We start from the raw sequence: 20,621 nt of genomic DNA, 5'->3' as shown, positions 1-20,621 counted from the left end.
TTCTTTAAAAAGATATCTAATGTGGTAGAATTAATAAGCACAAAAAAGTTTTTATGGTATAATTGCATAGCAATGGCACCATAGCCAAACGGCCAAGGCATGAGTCTGCAAAACTTTGATTACGGGTTCGAATCCCGTTGGTGCCTCCAATGCGCTCGTAGCTCAATTGGACAGAGTGTTAGGTTACGGCCCTAAAGGTTGCGGGTTCGACTCCTGCCGGGCGCGCCATATAATTTTTATTACCGATATCTCCATTTTGGAGATTTTTTTATTTAAAAAATGCCACATTAGGCATTTCTGACTGTAAAGTTAATAAACTTAGCTTTTTTATTATAAGTTTTTTTGTTATTATTTTTTTGATACATTTTATTATTAAGATTTATGGTCTTGTTTTTAATAACTGGTATTAAATAATTTTTAATATTTAACATTATTTTGTCATTTTCAGCAATTTTAAGGTAATATTTGATAATATCATCGCTAAAGAAATATTGAAAATTATTATACATTTTAATAACATTCGATAACTCATCTAAAATTTTATTTTTTAATACATCGGGGTATTTCATAATTTTACCATTAGTATTAAATTCATCTCTATCAACTATTTTTAATTTTTTTTGTGGATAACATTTAACATCTAAATCATAATCTATGAATTTGATTGTATCATCTTCAAAAATTGGTGTTGATGCCAAATTGATATATCTATAAAATCCATTTTTCTTAATTAGAATTAAACAATTGAAATTTTGTTTTTTAGGCATAAATCATATAACAGGCTCTTTATAAACTCAACCCGCTCCATTTAATTCTGTAACCTTAGTTTTATATAAGATTAAAACTATATGTTTTTCATTATTATAAATGATCTTAGCTTGATTCCATTGTCTATATAAAAGGCCGTTAAACTTATATGCTTGTACTTTAAGAATAGTTCCTACTCTTAAATCGTTTATTTTTACATGCATTTTAACATCCTTTAATAATTAAAGATTCTTACACTTTGAGTTGAATCTTTATCTTCTAAATTTGTTTTATTTTTAATTATTATATAACTATTTTTTTCATTCAAATCATAAACTTCACTAACAACATCTCTATTTTGAGGTAAAGTTATTATATCATCAACAATTTCATCATTTTGAAATTGTCCATCATTGTTTTTATCCAACCAATAATGTATTACTGAAGAATTTTTAATTTTAGTGCTATCTATGAATTCTTTAGTTATATAAGACTTAAATTCATCCTTATAATCAACATCGCTAGGATTTAAATTAAAATTCTTATCTTTATTTTTTCTGTTAAATATTGAACCAACATATCCTTGAAATCTAAAAATTTCATGTGTCTCAAATTCAGCTAAAATATATGGATTAGACAAATCATTTGATTCAAAAACAAATCCTTTATATTCAGAATCAATTGGTAAATAACCCATTAATTTAATTTTCATTGTATCATTAGGTTCAATAGCGACAGTATCATCGCTTGGATTAATTTTGCTTGTGCTATTTTTTTGAACATTAACAATTTGAGAAATTGTTTTACCATATCCCATTGTTTCTAAAAGTAATTTATAAAATTCTTTAGCTTTATTTACGTCTGTTTGCAGATAATTTTCATACACTAATGAAATATTTTTATTTGTACTAAATAAATTGCTTGCTGGAGATTTTACAACAGGATTTAATAATGTCTTTGAATAATCTACATACAATGAATTTGGAATAAAATCATTATAATAAATTCTATTGTGATATGTTAACGATTCTAAACCATATCAACTACTTCTATAAATTAAATTCTTGTATGTAGTTGAGTCTTTAATAGGACTTTCTTCATAAGGGAAGTAGTAAGGAATAAAGAAATATTTAGTTAATTCTCTAGGAATTAACTCATCGATTGAATAATAATATTTTATCGATTCGTTTTTAATATCAAAAATATAAGAATCATCAATATTTTTACCAATTTGAGAAATAAAATAACTTTTTTCTGGATAATTCAAACTTAAGTTTTCATTAGCTATTTTTCAAAGATCATTTAAACTCAAATTAGCAAATAAACTATTATTGTTGTTAATTTCAGGATATTTTTTTGTTGAGTTATAACCAAGTTGTTCCTTGAAATTGTCAACAAAATAACTATTTCAAGTTGAAGTTAAATTTCCTTCGACACTTTTTGTACTGATTAATATTGTATTTTTATTTAATTCTGTACTATCTGAATTAATACCAACTTCAGCATAAGTTTTAGCTCAATAATGAAGATATTCATGAAAAATAGTTGGAATTATATTTTGAACTTTTGTTTCTATATCATAACCATTTTCAGCTAAAAAATCTGCATTAATATAAATAGTATTAACATTTGAAATAAATAACCCTCTAACAGAATTATCAACTATATTGAAATCATTAATATGAATCGCATTCAAATTAAACACTTCAGGACCGAAAGGAATTTTATTTTTAAATTCTCTTGCTAAATATTTCAATCCATTTTCGCCCAGAAGAAATCTTGGCCCATTTTCATCTTGGTAATAGCAAAAATCAACAAATTTAATTTTTGTGTAGGGATCAATATATTCAATTACTTTTTGAGCATTAAATTGTTTATCATATTTAAATTCAGTATGCTTTATTTTTTCATCATTTTTATTAAAAATTAAATATTCATTATTATAATTATCGCTACTTTTAGAATTATTATCAAATATATATTCATTAATTAATTTTGAGTCGATATTATAATCATCAGATTTATTCTTATTTACAGTTATATATGACTTTTTTTGATTTAGCATTTGCTCAGTTAAAACTTTAGCTATTCCAAAACTTATCAATATCCCTGATGTACCTAATAATGCACCTATTAAAGTTCATAAAATAATTTTTTTACTTTTTTTCATGGAAATATTATAAACTCATTTTTTATATTTGTTCTGTTTAATAAAAATAGATATTTCAATTTAATTAAAAAGTGAAATAAAATATGAAAAAACATGAAAATATTAAATTTTTACTCTAATTAATTTAAAATTTAAATGTAAAGATATTTATTCGGAGGTTTTATGTATAAATACAAAGCAGTTTTAGTTTCATCAAGAGAAAAAGTAGCGGAAGCTAACACATTAATGGAACTTGAAGGTCAAATAAAATCTTTTAGAAGAGGTCAAAAGAGAGGTGAACACACGAGAGCAAACGAAAAAATCGAAATAATTCACACTGAAAGAAATAATTTAGAAGGTAAAAGAAATTCTAAAGAAGAAATATTAAAAGTTGTTTAATGAAATATATTAAGTAGCGTTTGCTACTTTTATTGTACAATTGTTCTATGAGAATTAGAAATAATCCTAAAGCACCGTTCACGTTAGAAAATAGTGATTTTGTAGTAAAAGAGTTTCCATTTGTGTTAAAAGAGAATGATGTGTTGGAAATTGGTTCTGGTAAAGGGGAAATGATTTGCAAGATGGCTCAGTTAAACCCAGAAATTCGTTATATTGCATTCGAAAAATTTGAAACGATTGCTGCAATTATTGTTAAAAAAATTAATGAGTGTCAACTCAAGAATCTATTTGTTATTTGTAAGGATGCTGCAACAATTAATGAATTAATTAAAGGTAAAACAAATAATATTTGACTAACTTTTAGTGATCCATGACCTAAAAAAAGACATGCTAAAAGAAGATTAACTAACCGCAAATTTTTAAAACAATACCAAGAATTATTAACAATAGATGGAATACTAAAGTTCAAAACTGACAATGATAAATTATTTGAATATTCAATTGAAGAATTGAATGAACAAAAATGAGAAATTATTAATATTACTAATGATTTACATAATTCGAAATTTAATATTGGTAATGTTAGAACTGGATATGAACAAAAATTTGCTTCACTAGGAAAAAATATAAACTATTTAGAAGCTAAAAAACCTGAATAATTGAGCTGTTAAAAACAGTTTTTATTTTTATTTTTTTGCTTTTGTGTCTCGTTTAGCTAGTTGGAAAAAGCAAGGAAAATGATACAATTTAATATATTATATATATTAAATAATTTAAGGTGGTTTTATGGCTGAAAAAGAAAAAAATAATTTATTAGAAAATGAGCAAGAAGTTAATGAGCAAGAGTTAGAATTCATCACTGATGATGATTTTGAAGATGAAGAACAATCTATTGTTTTTAAAAAGAAACCAAAAATCATTAAAGAAGAAGAGGAAGAAGAAATTCCACAAAATGATGAAAATTATGTTATTCAATCTCAAATAATCGATGAAGGTATTGATGGACTTCAACCAAGAGAACTTGACACAGAAATTAAAACGTCATTCTTAGAATATGCTATGAGTGTTATTGTTTCTAGAGCACTTCCTGATGCTAGAGACGGTTTAAAACCAGTTCATAGACGTATTTTGTATGACATGTCTGAATTAGGTATTACACACAGTACACAACACCGTAAAAGTGCCAGAATTGTAGGGGATGTACTTGGAAAGTACCACCCACATGGTGATACATCAGTTTATGAAGCGATGGTAAGATTAGCTCAAGACTTTAGTATGAGATACCCACTTGTTGATGGACATGGAAACTTTGGTTCTATTGATGGTGATGGCGCAGCTGCAATGCGTTATACAGAAGCTAGATTAAGTAAAGTAGCTTCTTTAATGTTAGATGGTATTAAAAAAGACACTGTAGATTTCATGGATAACTATGACGCCACTGAAAAAGAACCTACAGTTTTACCATCAAAATTTCCTAACCTTTTAGTTAGTGGTGTTTCAGGTATAGCGGTAGGTTTAGCTACAGAAATTCCACCACATAATTTAACTGAAACCATCAATGCAACTATTGCACTTGCTAAAAATCCTGAATTAAATACTCTTGAATTAATGGAATATGTTAAAGGGCCAGACTTTCCTACTGGAGCGACTATTTTAGATATCGATGCAATTTATACAGCATATGATACTGGTCGTGGTTCAATTCCTATGAGAAGTAATTGTGAAGTAGAAGAATTTGCCAGCGGTAAGTCACGAATTGTTGTTACAGAAATTCCTTATGGAATTAGAAAAACTACAATTATTGAAAAAATCGCTAAACTTCATAAAGAAAATGTAATTCAAGGTATTAGTGAAATTAGAGATGAATCTAATAGAGAAGGTATTAGATTAATTATTGAAATTAAAAAGGGATTTAATCCTAATATTATTCTTAATATGCTTTATACTAAATCAGTTTTACAATCTAATTTCAATGTTAATATGGTTGCGTTAGTTGAAGGTGAACCTAGAACAATTACCCTTAAGGAAGCTTTAGAAATTTATTTAAAACACCAAAAAGATGTAACTACTAGAGGACTTAAATTTGACTTAAATAAAGCTGAAGATAAATTACATATTCTTTTAGGTTTAAAAATTGCTATTCAATTTATCGATGAAGTAATTGAAATTATTAAAAAATCAAAAACTGATGCTGAAGCTCAAGAAAAATTATCAGCTAAATTTGAGTTAAGTGAAAGACAAACAAAAGCAATTCTTGATATGTCGCTTAGAAAGCTTACTGGCTTAAATGTTGAGAAAAATGATGAGGAAATCAGCGAACTTGAAGCGGAAGTTGCTAAAATTAAAGAAATTCTTTCAGACGAAAATAAATTAGTTGACTTAATCATTAATGAACTTGAAGAAGTTAAGAAACAATATGGTGATGGACGTAGAACTAAAGTGGATCCAACAAGTTCAAGAAAAATTTCAAATGAATCATTAATTCCTGAAAATGACATTGTCATTACATTAAGCGTTAAAGGTTATGTAAAAAGAATGAATCTTGATGAATACCGTGAACAAAAAAGAGGTGGAAAAGGTTCATATTCAGCAAAAACTTATGATGACGACGACATTTCATTAATTTTACAAACTAAAACTCATACAGATTTATTACTTTTTAGTAACTTTGGAAAAGTTTACAAAAAAAGAGGTCATGAAATTCAAGAAGGGAATAAACAATCTAAAGGAATTCCTTTTATTAACTTAATCCCAACCTTAAGAGTCAATGAAGGTGAAAAAATTATTTCAATTCTTCCTGTAGATTCATATGATCAAGATAAATTCTTAACAACAATAACAAAAAATGGAATTATCAAAAAAACTGATTTAACTTTATTTAGTAATATTAATCGTGCCGGATTAAATGCCTTCAAACTTAAAGATGAAAATGATGAACTTTTAACTGCATTTATAGTTGATGAAGAATCAACAATTCTTGTTGCAAATAATACTAATAATGCAATCAGATTTAAATCTTCAGACGTTAGAGCAATGGGTCGTAATGCTGTTGGGGTTAAAGCTATGAACTTAGATGAAAACACTATAGTTTCAGCCTCATCTGAAAATGATGGTGATTATATTCTTTCAATTGGAAGTGAAGGATATGGTAAATTAACTCATAAAGACGATTTTAGAATAACCAGAAGAGGCGGAAAAGGTGTTACTGCTATAAATGGTGATAAAGCAGGAAACTTAATTTTTGCTAAATTTGTTTCTAAGGAAGATCAAGCGTTAATTATTACTAAACTTGGATTAACAATTAGATTGAATTTAGAAAATGTAAGTGTAACTTCAAGAAATACTAAAGGCGTTAAGATTATTGACATTAAGAATAATGACGAAATTGTTAGTGTAGAAATTATTAAATCAGACCAAATTTCTGAAAATGAATTAAACTAGAATTAATTTCTAGTTTTTCTTTTTGAATTTAATAAACTTTTTATTTTAATATTTTAAAATATTGATATGACTAAAGAATATTACCAAAGAAAATGACTTAATTTTTATGAATCTAATGAATACATGCAAAATAAAGTTAATATTATATTTAACAACTGAGAATTAAATAAAGAAAGTTTTTTAAGAAGTCCAGAAGTAACGAACAAAGGAATTAAATTTAGTAATGATTTTGGATATTCATATTTTTGTGAGTTTTCGGTTGAAACAATTTTAATGATTTTTTGTACAATGCTCCGTCCAAATATGAAAATAGGATTAGGTTTTGATTTAAAAACTCCAAATCAAATAAGAAAAAATGTATTAAGCTTATTTGCCCAACAAGGTGTACAAGTTTATATTTTTGAAAAAAATAGTCCAACTTCTGAAACAAATTTAAGAGATCTATTAAAAATTGATAGAAAACTTAATGGTGGAATTTATTTTGATTATGACCAAAATGAAAAAGCTTGATACATAAAATTTTTTGATGTTGAAGGTGTATTAGTACCAATTAAAATTCAACAAAAACTTGTTGATTCGCTTAGTGAATTTAATTTAAGCTTAGGAAATTATTCAAATATTGAAAATTCAATTAATGTAAGTTATGATAAAGTTTTTGAAAATGCTTTTTCTAAAAATAAATTATTTAATTTCCTACAAGTTGATGATTTCTTTTCAAACTTAAAAATAGAATATTCAATCCAAAATGAATTTTTTGAAAAGAAATTTAATACAGTTGCTAGATTATTAAATTTAAATACTATTAATTCAAAAGTTATGATGTTAAATCATAATATTTCACTATTTAAAAGTAAATTTAAGTCCAATGATGAAAGAAGCGATCTTCTTATTTTGGTTAATAAAACAAATCAATTAAAAATTTACAATAAAGTAAGTGGAAGATTAACTGAGATTGAAAATGATTTAATTGCTTTTCTTTACATTGATTTTATGATTAGTTATTGAAGAAGTGCAAAAATGGATAATAAATTAGTAATTTTACCTTTGAATGCTAAAAAATATGTCATTAATTTACTTGAAAGTTATTCAATCAATTATGCTTATGAAAATCAAATTTATAATGAAAGAGATGTTCTTTTTTCATATAATCAAGGAATTTTTAGTACAGGACTAAATGATGGTTTTAACTATGATAATCTTAAATTTCTTTTTTATTATATTTTTATGACTAATGAATACAAAATTAAAGGTGATTTTATAAATTATAAAACTAATCAATTATTAAATGTTTACAATTTACATTTATATGACCAAATAAGAATTAGTTTTGACAAAATATTCCTTAAAAAAATGGACTTAATTTTTAGTGTTGGTCAAAAATTTACTAAAACACATGAAATTGTTAAAATAATCAAACATAATTATGAAAGCTATGGCAATTTCTATCTCTATACAATAATTTTAAGTGATGATTCAAGAATTATTTATCAATATGATATTGATGATTCAAAAATGATTATTCATGTTGAATTTATGAATAATATGAACAAAATGAAAGTACAAAATAAGATTAGATTTGAAGAATTGAAAAATAAAGCTGCTGATGCTGTAAAATTTGCTAAAAAATTTTAATTAACTTAGGAGAAAAAAGTGAAAGAAAAAAATGAAAATAATAAAGCTGAACTTAATTTTAGTTGATTTACTACTATTATAGTTGTACTGTTTTTCGTTTTTGTTACAATAATCTTGACTTATCTATACTTAAAATATGACATAAATTTACTAGATATATTTTTTTAAATTAAGTTAAAGGAAATAAAATAATATGAATTTTATTAAAAAGCATGCAATAAAAATTTTTGTTGCGTCAGTTTTTGGTTTAATAACTGTACCGACTTTAATTTTCTTATTCCTAAACTGACCATTAGATCCTACGAATAGATATATGCCAAATTCTATTGAATATAGACAAAATTTTAAAAAGGCAGCTGCAAAAGCAAAGGAATTTGAGAATGCTAATGTTCAAGAAATAATTTTGGATAAAAATTATGGTGAATATTTAAAGAAAATAGGTATCGAAATTGATAATTCAAAAATTGTTGGTAAAAATATTTCTGATAAAGATTTAAAGCTTGATGAAATTATCAATTTCAAACATAAAAAAGCAAATTTTAAAATAACTAGATGGTATAGAATTAGAGAAATGGGTCGTGTTATTGTATATATCAGAGCTTCTGAACATATAATTTCTAATCCAGAACACAATGAAATTTTTATTATTTTGGACGGATTTGATCATGAAATAAAATTGCCAAAAAACAATACTGAAACAAGAGAAATAGTTAATAATATAGGTATAAAAATTATTAATAATGAAGCAGGAACTATAACTAATTCAAATGGTTTTTTCATTGATTATGAAATAAACGAAAAAGAAAATTATCCTACAACTTGATATTTAATGCTTCCATTACACTCATTAGAATACTTTAGTAACCTAAATAACTATGATCTAACTTCAAAATATTTAAGCAAGAAGTATAAGGAAAATTCAATATTTAGTATTTATAATTCAAATTCATCACTTGAACTTAAAAATGTAAATTTAGTTTTTACAGGATTTGACATTTTTAAATCTAATTTAAATTATCTTAAAAATTATTCGAATAAATTTAATGAAGACGAAAATATTGAAGAATATATTGATTTTGCAGTATTAGAAATTAAATTTAATACCGAAGATGAAGCTAAAAGATATACATCCATTTCTGAAATAGATTATTTTTCAAACATTTTCCTAAAAGAAGATGTAAATTTCATTCCATTTGATAAATTTAATTTTCAATTTAGAAATGCTAAAGACAATTCTATAGTTAAAAGCAATAACTATTATGTTGATGATGACCCATATTTACACTATAATCCATATATTTTATTTAATAACAAATCATTTAAAACTTCATTTTTAATTAACAACAATTTTATTAGTAAGTTTAATTACAATCAGATAGATGGTGAGAATTACGTTGATATTACAACAGGAATAGGTTTTAGTGAAACTGGGTTTGATAATAGTTCATCAGGTTCTATAATATATAACCAAGACTTTTTCGGTTATAAAGTGTCAAATTACAGAAACATTAATGTTGGTGTTTATGTCCCTTTGATTTGAAATAATATATCATCTTTTAAGAGTAATATCGTTGATCAAATAAATAATCCTAATGTTTTTAATGATTTAGTATTAGAATCATATAATTTAATTTATGGAAATGAAAAAACTCAGAAGAATTGATATTTAAAATCATTAAGAGAAATACACCCTAAAATTAAAACTTATTTATCAAGTTTAAATAAATGAGGAAATCATGAAAAAGAAGAATAGCCAAATTTGAAAAACTGTTGTTATTACACTTGCAGGAGTATTTTGTATTTTGACATTTCATTTTATAACTAATTCAACTTATAATGAAAATCATTATTATATTAATAAGCCAAAAGAAAAATATTACGATTTTGATGAACAAAAAGTAAATTTAAAATTAATTGATTCAGAAAAAGAAAATAGATTCTCAATTAAATACGGTTTTAATGTGAAAGACAATTCTATTTATAATAAATTACCATCTGAAGTAACTATGGAAGAGATAAATTCTGGTGTTCAATTTTCAATTCCTATAAATATTGAATTAAAAAATCTCAAACCATTTGATGAATCTGGACAATTAAATTTAATTTATGAATTAGATGGTAAAGAAATCAATCTTCAGATTAATGGTTTTAAAAAATCAAAAAATGAATTAAAGAATATATCGCAAGTTGCCAACAGCACTTTTATAGAAGTGAAAAACAAAAATGAATCAATAAATTTCAATGGTTATTTCATTGATTATGAAATTAATGGTGAAAATTATCCCTTAAAATGATTTTTAGTAATTCCTGATGATAAATTAAATTATATTGACGAAACATCAGAATTTTATTTATTAAAAAGAAATGAAAAAATATTGGTGAATAATATTAAAAAAATATTATCTGGAATAGATGTTTTAGATAATTATTATGTTAATTTAGCAGTAATGGAAATTAATTTTAATGATGAACAAGAAGCAAAAAGATTTACAAATAATAATTTTAATTTAATAGAAAATAATACTACCCCATTTTTTAGTCAACTGAATTCCGAATTTGTGAGTTCATATTCATACTATAGCAAAAATGATAATAAATCATTTATTTATACTGGTCGAAGAGATATGGATGTACATTTGTGAAACTTTGGAGGATCTGAGATATTAAATAAGTATTACAAAGAATATAAATGAATGGTTAAGATATTGATCAGAAATTCATATTTTAATACTGAAGTTGCTAGTGGCAGTCCATTATTGAAAGATGGTTATTTATTTTTATATGATAATCTAAATCTTGTGAGAAATGATTTGTCTGAAAATAATGTAGGTTTATATACCCCTATATCAACGGTTTTTGACAATAATTGAAGCCATACTAAAAAATATTGTTATGACTTTATTTATGGAAGTGATAATTCACTTCAAAAAAATTGATATTTAAGTTCACTAGTAAATAAATATCCAAAAATTCAAACGAAATTGCTAAATGATCTTAGATTTAATAATAAAAAATGATTTGTTGGTGATACAAATGCACAATTAAAATAACCTTAAAATAATTGATAAAAGATATTGAACTCTCCAATAAATATGCTGATTTGATATAATTTCAAAAATGAAAGAAAAAATCAGAGAAAGAAAAGAACAATTAAAATATCTTAAGAAAATAATAATTAAATATGAATCATATTTATGTGATGCTATTTTTAAGGACTTATCAAAACCAAAAGAAGAATTTATATTAACTGAACTATTTGGTGTTTATGATGAGTTTAATTTCTTCATAAAAAAGTTAAATAAGTTAAATAAACTAAAAAAGTTTAAAAATGGCTTTTATGATTTATTTTCTGAAACTGGTTATGTATACCAACCTGTTGGGAAAGTTCTTATATTAAACACTTGAAATTATCCAATAAATCTTTTGTTTATTCCACTCGCTGGTTCACTTGGTAGTGGAAACGAAACAGTTTTAAGACTTCACCCATTTACACCAGAAATTAATAAGGTAATAAAATTAATTGTGGATGATTATAATCAAGTTTATTCGAACATTCAATTAGCAGATAATAAAGGTGATTTAATAGATTTCATTAACAACAATGAATGGAATTTTATTTTTTACACTGGTTCAACAAATATAGGCTACAAAATTAAAAAAATTGCTGACAGTAAAAATATTTCTTGCTGTCTTGAACTAGGTGGTAAGTCTCCATCAATTATTTTTAGTGATTGCAAAATAAACAAAACAATTGATGAAATTCTTTTTGGAAAAAGTTTAAATATGGGTCAGACATGCATAGCCCCCGATTATTTATTAGTTGAATCAAGTATTTATAATAAATTTATTTTAAATTTTGAAAAAACCTTAAATAAGTTTAATAAAAGACTTAAAACAAGTAAAATAATAAATGAAAATTCTAAAGAAAGAATTAAGTCATACCACAAAGATATTACTTTAGACAAAATACAATTATTAGAAATAAGTAATATTGATTGTTCAATAATGAAACAAGAAATTTTTGGTCCTGTTCTTCCTATTGTTAAGTTTGATAATTTTAAAGATATTAAGCGGGTTATTGATAAAAATAAGAATCCTTTATCTATTTATGCTTTTACTGAAAATAATAAAAATATCGAATTTATTAAAACGATTTCTACAGGTAATATTATGATAAATTCAACGATGTCAGTACTAAATAATAATAAATTGTCTTTTGGTGGAATAGGTAATAGTGGTATCAATAGATATCGAGGAAAAGCATCATTTGAACTTTTTTCAAACAAAATTTCATTTAATAAAAACATTTTTGATCCATATCTATTTATTAAAAATAATCTTTATTCTAAAACAAATAAGTTCATTATAAAATTGATTCATAAAATTAAATCAAGATAAATTTAAGTTTTTATAATTCATTCTTCAAATAATTTTTAATTCAAAAAATTTTGTAAAAAATATTTGGATTTATTTAAAAACATGTTATCATATTATCAGTGGTTATAGCAAGAGGGATCACCTGATACCATTCCGAACTCAGTAGTTAAGCCTCTTAGTGCCGAAGATAGCCGAAAGGTGAAAATAGGGCGCCGCTGTTTTTTATTTTAAATTTTTATATATAATTAAAAAATGAAAAACAAAAACAGTCTATTTTATGTACAAATAATTACATTAGTTACAAGTTTAATTGTAATTTTTACATTGTCTATAACTTTAATTCTTTTTAAAACCGTATTAAAGGATATTGATATTTACAATAAATCATTAAGTTTGTTTATCATTATTTTTATACTAGTTTTGATTATTTTTTTAATTTCAATTATTTCAAATGTTTTTGTAGTAAAAACTATTAAAAAGTTAAAAAACAGCTTTAACTTAAATAATTTGGTTGATTTTTATGCTAATTCTAAATATGATATTTCTATTTCAAAAGATGTTTATAATGTTTTGATTTGGAAGAAAAACAAATGAATTATTATTCTAAAAACATCTTTATTTTTATTAACAATAAATTGAACAGTACTATTTATTACTTCAGTAATTTATTCTAACTTAATAATAAATGAATCGAGCTTTAGCTCAGATCCTCTTTATTATATTTTTGGATGAAATGTTAATTTATTAATCAACAAATTTAATCTCTCTACATTAATTTTCATAATTTTCGAAATTATGTGTCTTACGGTTTTCAATTTTGTGAATAACAAATATAAAAAATGTCTTGATACAGTTTTTGATGAAATAAATAAAAAAGTTATTCAATACAGAGAAAATTCAAGTATTAGATTTGAATAATTGTTGTAGATCATAACTCTGTGGAGTATATGTACTTCACATTTTTTTATTCTGGTTTCCAAGTAAAAGTAAAAAACTGTAAATTAAGTGCTTATTTTAATCTTTTTTAGTTCTTTTATAAAATTTACATTGTAAATTGCGATGTTCAAAAAATGTGTTGTGAATCTATTCTATACATTTTTAACATACATATTTAAAATGAAAAAACACAAAAATTGTGTTTTACTATTTTTCTTTAAGTATAGACTCAACTTCTTTTTCAGTTGTTTTATCTTCAAAATCTTTTGAAATTTCTATCAATTTTTTAAGTTCGCTACGCTTAATATCTGGCATATCTAAAATAAATTTAACATAATATGTTCCACTATATGTTGAACTTTGAACTCCATAACCTTTGAATGGAATATAAGTATTTAATTTAAGATTGTGTTTTAATTTGTATTTAAATGCTCCGTGAGCTGAAGGAATATCAATTTCTTTTTCTTGTAGTAAATCTATAAAACTGATCTTTAAGTCTAAGTAAATGTCCATACCTTCACGTTTGTAATTTTTGCTTGGATTTACATTTAAAACAATATATAAATCACCCGGTTCTCCTCCATTTAAACCTGGACCACCATAACCTTTAACAGTTATAACTTTACCAGTTACAGTTCCTTTTGGAGTTTTAATTGTGACCTTTTTCTCAGATTTAATATAAGCATTACCATGACAATTTGAACATTTTTTCTTAATAATTTTTCCAGTTGACTTACATGTTTTACATGGTTCATTATTAATTATTTCACCAATAATTGTTCTCATTTTTACTTTTTGAACACCAGAACCTGAACAAGTTGAACAGGTCTCTATGTCATTGCTTGATTCGGCACCTGAACCATTACAGTGCAGACAAAGTTCATATTTATCTAATTTTTCAGTAAATTCAGTACCATGAATCGATTCCATGAAAGTTATTGTTTTATTTATTTGGTAATCTTCACCTTTAATTTGTCTATTTCTGCTTTTTCTTGATCCACCAAAGCCCATACCACCAAAGATATTTTCAAAAATATCTCCGAAATCTGAAGCGAAACCACGTCCACCAAAACCAGAGAAACCGCCAAAACCTGCTTGACCATTTATTCCTTCGTGTCCATAATTGTCATAATTGGTTCTTTTTTGAGGGTCAGAAAGAACTTCATAAGCCTCATTAATTTCTTTCATTTTTTCTTCGGCACCAGCTTCTTTGTTTTTATCTGGGTGATATTGCATAGCTAATTTACGATATGCACTTTTTATTTCTTTTTCTGTAGCATTTTTTTTAATACCTAATACTTCATAATAGTCTCTTTTATTACTCATGTAATATATTTTAGCACAAAAACAATTTAATTGCTAATTTTTAAGGACTATTGCTATATTCTTAATATAAATAAAAATTTTAATATAATTAAACTATGAAATTTAATGACAAAAAATTTATTAAAGATAGACTAATTCCAGGAATAATTTTTTTAGTTGTTACTTTAATAGTTTTAATACTGGTAATTTTATTTAATAATCCAAATCTTTTAAGTGTTGATAATACTTTCAAAACAGTGATAAAAATAATTTGTTTTGCTATTTTTGCTGCTCTTGGTGGGTTTATTTTTTATGAATTTATTTCTAGTTTTCATATTGGAAAAATTCAGAGCATTTTTTTATCAATTATAATGTTAATTACATTTATTTTCCCATTCCATTATTTTAAATTAATAATAATTCAAAATATTTCAAGTACTGATGCCGAATTTTTTAGACCATTTGAAATGCAAAGCGTTGCATTAGCAGTTGTTTCTGACTATTATTCTGTTTTGATTTGACTTTTTACAACAATTTGTTTTTTTGTGATAAAAATTTCTTCAGTTGATAACCCTGATTATAGATTGATCGGATTTAAGACATTAATCTTTTTTGCGGTTAGTTATTTATTAATGATCGCTTCTAAAATATTAATTTATTCAGTTTATTCAAATTATCATTATTTTATTTTATTTGTTGTTGTTTCCTTTGTTACAGATACAGGTGGATATATTGGTGGTTCTCTTTTTGGTGGAAAAATAATCAAGAAAAAATTAGCACCAAGAATTTCCCCTAAAAAAACTTGAGAGGGAGCTATCGTTGGTTTTGTTTTATCTGCTATTGTTATTACTGTTTTAATCTACACATTAGGTTTATTCGAAATTCAAGATACTTCTAAAATAAGTGCAAAAATAATGCAAAACTTCTTTAGAGTTTTATTAATTATTCTTTTACCAATAGCAGCTATCTTTGGTGATTTAATTTTTTCAAGTATTAAAAGATTAAACAACATAAAAGATTTTTCTAAAATTTTAAGAGGACATGGTGGATTTTTAGATAGATTTGATTCACTTTCGTTAATTACTTTTGTAGGATTTGCTATTCTACTATTAATTTAAATTACTCTCACAAATGTGAGATTATTTTATTTAATTAATCATTTTAATTTATTTTATTGACAGAAACAGAAGGAGTAAATATGAACTTTTATAGAGATAGTCATTTAGCTAGTTTTTTTAAAATGCTTAATTTAGAGGATATGAAGAGCTTTAAAGAATCATTTATTGTAGATGACCAAATTATTTTCAAAGAAAACAATCATGGAATCCCTGTTTACAAATTTACTATTGGTTCATTCAGCATGCCTTCTGTTGAAGATTTTTTTACATTATTACTTACTGTTTCTGAAATTAAAAATCAAATTTTTAAAATAAAATTCAATATTACAAGTAAGTTTTTTGATCCAAGTGAAATTAAAAAATATATTATAAGAATACATGAGGTCTATGGTGGATTAAATAATCTTTATACTTTCTTAACTAAAACAGGTGAAATTAAAGCAGATATAAATAATCAAAACTACTTAGTCGAAATTAAAGAAACACTTGATAAAGAAGAAACGACCAAACTTTATGAACCTGAAATTTCTAAAGTTAATGAATTTTTACATAAAATTGGACTAAATTGATTTAATCTAGTTTTACATGTTAATCAAATAGTAAATATAGAAGAATATAACAAAAAAATAAATGAAAAGAAAAATGAGGAACTTAAATTATTTATCAAGAAGATGGAAGAAAACGAAAAAAATAATAATTTAATAAGTTTTAACGCACCTAGAGCTAAATTTCATAGACCAAGCAAAAATTATGTAAAAATGAAGATTGATGAGATCAATTCAAATCAATCTCTTTATACAAAAACTGACGTTAACACAGTGGCTGAAGTTTTTAAAACAGATTATTCTATTTCAAAAAATGGTTACCATATCTATACATTTGTCGTTACTGACTATAACGATGCAATTGAAGTTAAAAAAATCTCAAAAGCTGTGATTGAAGAATTACCTAAAAAAGGCGATACTATTGAGATTTTTGGAACAATTGAAAATGATTTTAGAAATAGACGTTTCATAATGCTTGATAATTTTGTCAAAACAGCAAAACTTTTTGAGGACAAAAAGGATATTTATGAAAGAAAAAGAGTTGAATTAAATACAAGAAGTAAAATGAACACAATGGATGGTATTTTAGAAGCAAAAGAAATTTTAGATATTGCTTCCAAATACGGACACAAAGCAGTCGCTTTGGTTGATAATACAAGTGTTCAAAATTTTCCTAAATTTTTCTCTGAATCAAAAAAATCTGGTGTAAAACCAATTTACGGGGTGACATTTAATGTTATACATAAAAACAATATGGCTGTAATTGGTAAAGTACCAGATTCACAGTTAAGAGATGTTGAGTATGTTTCATTTGATATTGAAACAACTCATTTAAGTCCTTATGTAGGAGATATTATCGAATTTGGTGCATCGATTGTCAAGGATGGTAAGATTACTGAAAAATTTCAATTTTTTCTAAAATCTAAAGAAAAACTTTCTGATTTTACCAAAGAACTAACAAAAATAAGTGATGAGATGCTTGAAAAACAAGGTCTCGAACAAATTGATGGACTACTTAAAATAAGAAATATTCTTGATAATAAAGTAGCAGTAGCTCACAATGCTCAATTTGACTATAATTTTATTTTTGAGAAATTAAAGCAATATAATATTGAACTTCCAAATACTACATTTATTGACTCATTGATAATTTCAAGATTACTTTTTCCAGACAAATCTAAACACAGACTTGAAAATTACTGTGCATATTTAGAAGTTGAATATTCAAGAGATGTAGCTCACCGTGCTGATTATGATGCAGAAGTTTTAGCTAATGCATGAAGAGGATCATTTCAAAAACTTCAAGACTTAAAAATAACAAATTTTAGAGAATTATATGAGTATAAAGATAATTCCTTATATGATAAAACTAGAGCAGCAAATATTACTGTTTTGGCACTAAATCAACAAGGATTAAAAGAATTATTTGAGTTAGTTACCTTTGCTCTAACTGATAATTTTTATAAGGAACCCAAATTATTTTATGAAGATTTACCTAAGAGTAATAATTTATTAATTGGTTCGTCAGGAATTCAAGGTGATTTAATTGATTCACTTCTATATTCTTCAAAAGACAAAATAGATTATTACATGAACTATTTTGATTACATTGAAATTCCTGCTCCACAAAATTTTAGACACAAGGTAAAATATGGTGAATTTAGTGAAAAAGAGATAGAAGAATTACTAAAATATCTTATTTTAAGATCAAAAGAGAAAAATAAAATTCCAGTTGCAATCGGAGATGTTAGATACGAATCTAAGAAAGATTTATCAGTTTATTCAATTTTAGTTAATTCTAAAGGTATTGGTGGTGTAGCTCACTATTTATATAATTATGATAAAGAAGTTAAACTTCAATTGCCTTATAATGACTTTTTAACAACCGATGAAATGATTCAAGAATTTAGATTTCTTAATGACATAAAATTAATTGAGGAAATTGTTATAGATAACACAAATAAAATAGCTGATTTAGTCGAAGAAATTGAAGTTATTAAAAAGGATCTATACACACCTAAGTTTGATGATTCTACTACAAAATTACCTGAATTAGTTTATAAAACTGCTCATGAAATTTATGGTGAAAAATTACCTGAAATAGTTGAAGAAAGAATTAAGAAAGAAATTGAACCTATTTTAAAATATGGTTTTGACGTTGTTTACTGAATTTCTCATATTTTGGTTAAAAAATCACTTGATAATGGATATTTAGTAGGTTCACGTGGTTCTGTTGGTTCTTCATTAGTCGCTACTTTAAGTGGAATCACTGAAATTAATCCATTAGAGCCACACTATATTTGTGAAATTTGTAAACATTTTGAACTAGCGAAAACACCAGGAATAACTTCTGGTTTTGACTTAGAGGAAAAAAATTGTCCAAATTGTAATAAATTAATGAAGAGAGATGGACAATCAATACCATTTGAAACTTTCTTGGGATTCAATGCAGATAAAGTTCCGGATATTGACCTTAACTTCTCTGGTGATTATCAACCGGTAATCCATGATGAAGTTAAACGACTTTTTGGAGATGGTCATACTTTTAGAGCTGGAACAATATCAACAATTGCCGAAAAAACCGCATATGGTTATATTAAAGCAGTTAACGAAGAACAAGGATTAAATTATTCGCCATTGTTCATAGAGTTTCTTTCAAAAAAACTTGAAGGGGTAAAAAAGACTACTGGTCAACACCCTGGTGGAATTATCATTATTCCTAAAGAATTTTCTGTTGAAGATTTTACTCCAGTAAACTATCCTGCTAATGATATGAGTAGCACATGAAAAACAACTCACTTTGAATACCGCGCTATTCATGACAACGTTTTAAAATTGGATATTCTAGGTCACGTTGACCCAATGGCTATCAAAATGTTAGAAAAATTAACAGGATTAAATGTTAAAAAAGACATTCCAGTTAAAGATGAAAAAGTAATTGCTATTTTCTCAAACACAAATTCTTTAGGTATAAAACCTGAAGATATTGGTGGAGAAACAACTGGAGCTTTAGGAATTCCTGAATTTGGTACAGGTTTTGTTAGACAGATGTTAAGTAAAGCTAATCCAAATAGTTTTGCTGATTTAGTATCGCTTTCAGGACTAAGTCATGGAACTAACGTGTGATTAAATAATGCTCATGACTTAATTGTTAATGAAGGTTTAACTCTTAAAGATGTTATTTGTTGTAGAGATGACATCATGATTTATTTAATGGGGAAAGGTGTAGAACCATCATTATCATTCAAAGTTATGGAACAAGTTCGTAAAGGTAAAAGCATAACAGCTGAACAAGAAAAAGAATTGCTTGCTAAAAATGTAGAAACTTGATACATCGAAAGTATGAAGAAAATTGAGTATATGTTCCCTAAAGCTCATGCCACTGCTTATGTCTTAATGGCTTGAAGAATTGCTTGGTTTAAGGTTTATTATCCATTAGAATTTTACGCAACTTTCTTCACTACTCGCTGTGAAGCATTTGATTTAGTAACAATGATGAATGACTATAATGCTAATAAAATTAACAATAAAATAACCGAAATTAATTCTAAAGACAAAAAAGATAGAAGTACAAAAGAACAAAATTTAATTCCTACTCTTGAATTAGCAAGAGAAATGTATTGTAGGGGTTATAAAATAAGCAATATTAATATTTATAAATCACTTGAAGTTGAATGAGTTGTCGATAAAGCAAATAAAGCATTAATACCACCTTTTAGTGTTATTGATGGTCTTGGATATAATGCTGCTCATACAATAATTACTGCTAGAGAAGAACGTCCATTCCTTTCAATAGAAGACTTTAAGAAACGTACATCAATTAACCAAACTCAATTTAAAGATATGCATGAATTAGGTGTTTTTGAAGAGTTGGATGAGACTGATCAAATGAGATTATTCTAAAAATTATTGAAAGTTTGAGAAAAGACCTAAAAACAGAATTAGTAAATATTTTTAGTATAATATTTAAGT

At 25.2% G+C, this 20,621-nt stretch carries 13 protein-coding genes, 2 tRNA genes and 1 rRNA gene; 13 read left to right on the top strand and 3 right to left on the bottom strand.

The window, feature by feature from the left end; genetic code table 4:
* The first annotated feature begins 74 nt into the window (after positions 1 to 74).
* Positions 75 to 149 (top strand) — tRNA-Cys (locus tag FRW55_RS03170).
* 2 nt (positions 150 to 151) lie between these two features.
* A tRNA-Arg gene (locus tag FRW55_RS03165) sits at positions 152 to 228 on the top strand.
* Between the two features lie 59 nt (positions 229 to 287).
* On the opposite strand, the gene FRW55_RS03160 is transcribed toward FRW55_RS03165, so the two are convergent.
* Together FRW55_RS03160 and FRW55_RS03155 are read right to left on the bottom strand one after the other, a co-directional pair.
* Positions 288 to 971, bottom strand: coding sequence for a DUF402 domain-containing protein (locus FRW55_RS03160; RefSeq protein WP_146368693.1), 684 nt, complete (start codon positions 969 to 971; stop codon positions 288 to 290).
* 11 nt (positions 972 to 982) lie between these two features.
* Positions 983 to 2,917 (bottom strand): MYPU_1760 family metalloprotease, encoded by a 1,935-nt coding sequence (locus FRW55_RS03155; RefSeq protein ID WP_146368692.1) that lies wholly within the window; start codon positions 2,915 to 2,917, stop codon positions 983 to 985.
* Positions 2,918 to 3,079: 162 nt separating this feature from the next.
* Here FRW55_RS03155 and FRW55_RS03150 point away from each other — a divergent pair, with 162 nt between their 5' ends.
* The 9 genes from FRW55_RS03150 (at position 3,080) to FRW55_RS03110 (ending at position 13,663) form a co-directional block, all read left to right on the top strand.
* A complete protein-coding gene (locus FRW55_RS03150; protein ID WP_146368691.1) occupies positions 3,080 to 3,295 on the top strand; it encodes an MAG6790 family protein in 216 nt (71 codons plus the stop codon).
* A gap of 47 nt (positions 3,296 to 3,342) precedes the next feature.
* Positions 3,343 to 3,954 (top strand): tRNA (guanosine(46)-N7)-methyltransferase TrmB, encoded by a 612-nt coding sequence (trmB, locus tag FRW55_RS03145; protein ID WP_146368690.1) that lies wholly within the window; start codon positions 3,343 to 3,345, stop codon positions 3,952 to 3,954.
* A gap of 127 nt (positions 3,955 to 4,081) precedes the next feature.
* Positions 4,082 to 6,736, top strand: a complete 2,655-nt coding sequence (gyrA, locus tag FRW55_RS03140; RefSeq protein WP_146368689.1) for a DNA gyrase subunit A — start codon at positions 4,082 to 4,084, stop codon at positions 6,734 to 6,736.
* A 66-nt stretch (positions 6,737 to 6,802) separates the two neighbouring features.
* Complete coding sequence (locus FRW55_RS03135) at positions 6,803 to 8,368, top strand: MAG5620 family putative phospho-sugar mutase (protein ID WP_146368688.1); 1,566 nt, start codon at positions 6,803 to 6,805, stop codon at positions 8,366 to 8,368.
* A gap of 193 nt (positions 8,369 to 8,561) precedes the next feature.
* Complete coding sequence (locus FRW55_RS03130) at positions 8,562 to 10,121, top strand: DUF31 family putative serine protease (protein WP_146368687.1); 1,560 nt, start codon at positions 8,562 to 8,564, stop codon at positions 10,119 to 10,121.
* Positions 10,105 to 11,418, top strand: coding sequence for a lipoprotein 17-related variable surface protein (locus FRW55_RS03125; protein WP_146368686.1), 1,314 nt, complete (start codon positions 10,105 to 10,107; stop codon positions 11,416 to 11,418). The genes FRW55_RS03130 and FRW55_RS03125 overlap by 17 nt, the downstream gene beginning before the upstream one ends.
* Positions 11,419 to 11,485: 67 nt before the next feature.
* Positions 11,486 to 12,766 (top strand): aldehyde dehydrogenase family protein, encoded by a 1,281-nt coding sequence (locus tag FRW55_RS03120; protein ID WP_146368685.1) that lies wholly within the window; start codon positions 11,486 to 11,488, stop codon positions 12,764 to 12,766.
* 94 nt (positions 12,767 to 12,860) lie between these two features.
* Positions 12,861 to 12,966: ribosomal RNA gene (gene rrf, locus FRW55_RS03115) — 5S ribosomal RNA — on the top strand.
* Positions 12,967 to 12,997: 31 nt separating this feature from the next.
* On the top strand, positions 12,998 to 13,663 hold the full coding sequence (locus tag FRW55_RS03110; protein WP_146368684.1) for a hypothetical protein: 666 nt from the start codon (positions 12,998 to 13,000) through the stop codon (positions 13,661 to 13,663).
* A 225-nt stretch (positions 13,664 to 13,888) separates the two neighbouring features.
* Here FRW55_RS03110 and FRW55_RS03105 read toward each other — a convergent pair whose 3' ends face one another.
* The gene (locus tag FRW55_RS03105; protein ID WP_146368683.1) at positions 13,889 to 15,007 is read right to left on the bottom strand and encodes a DnaJ domain-containing protein; all 1,119 of its coding nucleotides are present in this window, start codon (positions 15,005 to 15,007) and stop codon (positions 13,889 to 13,891) included.
* 95 nt (positions 15,008 to 15,102) lie between these two features.
* On the opposite strand from FRW55_RS03105, the gene FRW55_RS03100 reads away from it, so the two are divergent.
* Complete coding sequence (locus FRW55_RS03100; protein WP_146368682.1) at positions 15,103 to 16,104, top strand: phosphatidate cytidylyltransferase; 1,002 nt, start codon at positions 15,103 to 15,105, stop codon at positions 16,102 to 16,104.
* A gap of 80 nt (positions 16,105 to 16,184) precedes the next feature.
* Positions 16,185 to 20,552 carry a PolC-type DNA polymerase III gene (locus FRW55_RS03095; RefSeq protein ID WP_146368681.1) on the top strand — a complete coding sequence of 1,456 codons (4,368 nt, stop codon included), beginning with the start codon at positions 16,185 to 16,187 and terminating at the stop codon, positions 20,550 to 20,552.
* Positions 20,553 to 20,621: the final 69 nt, after the last annotated feature.

The organism is Mycoplasma anserisalpingitidis (assembly GCF_007859615.1).
GTDB classification, from domain to species: domain Bacteria; phylum Bacillota_I; class Bacilli_A; order Mycoplasmatales; family Metamycoplasmataceae; genus Mycoplasmopsis; species Mycoplasmopsis anserisalpingitidis.
Note: the sequence above shows the minus strand (reverse complement) of the source record. Positions and strands in the feature narration are given on the sequence as shown.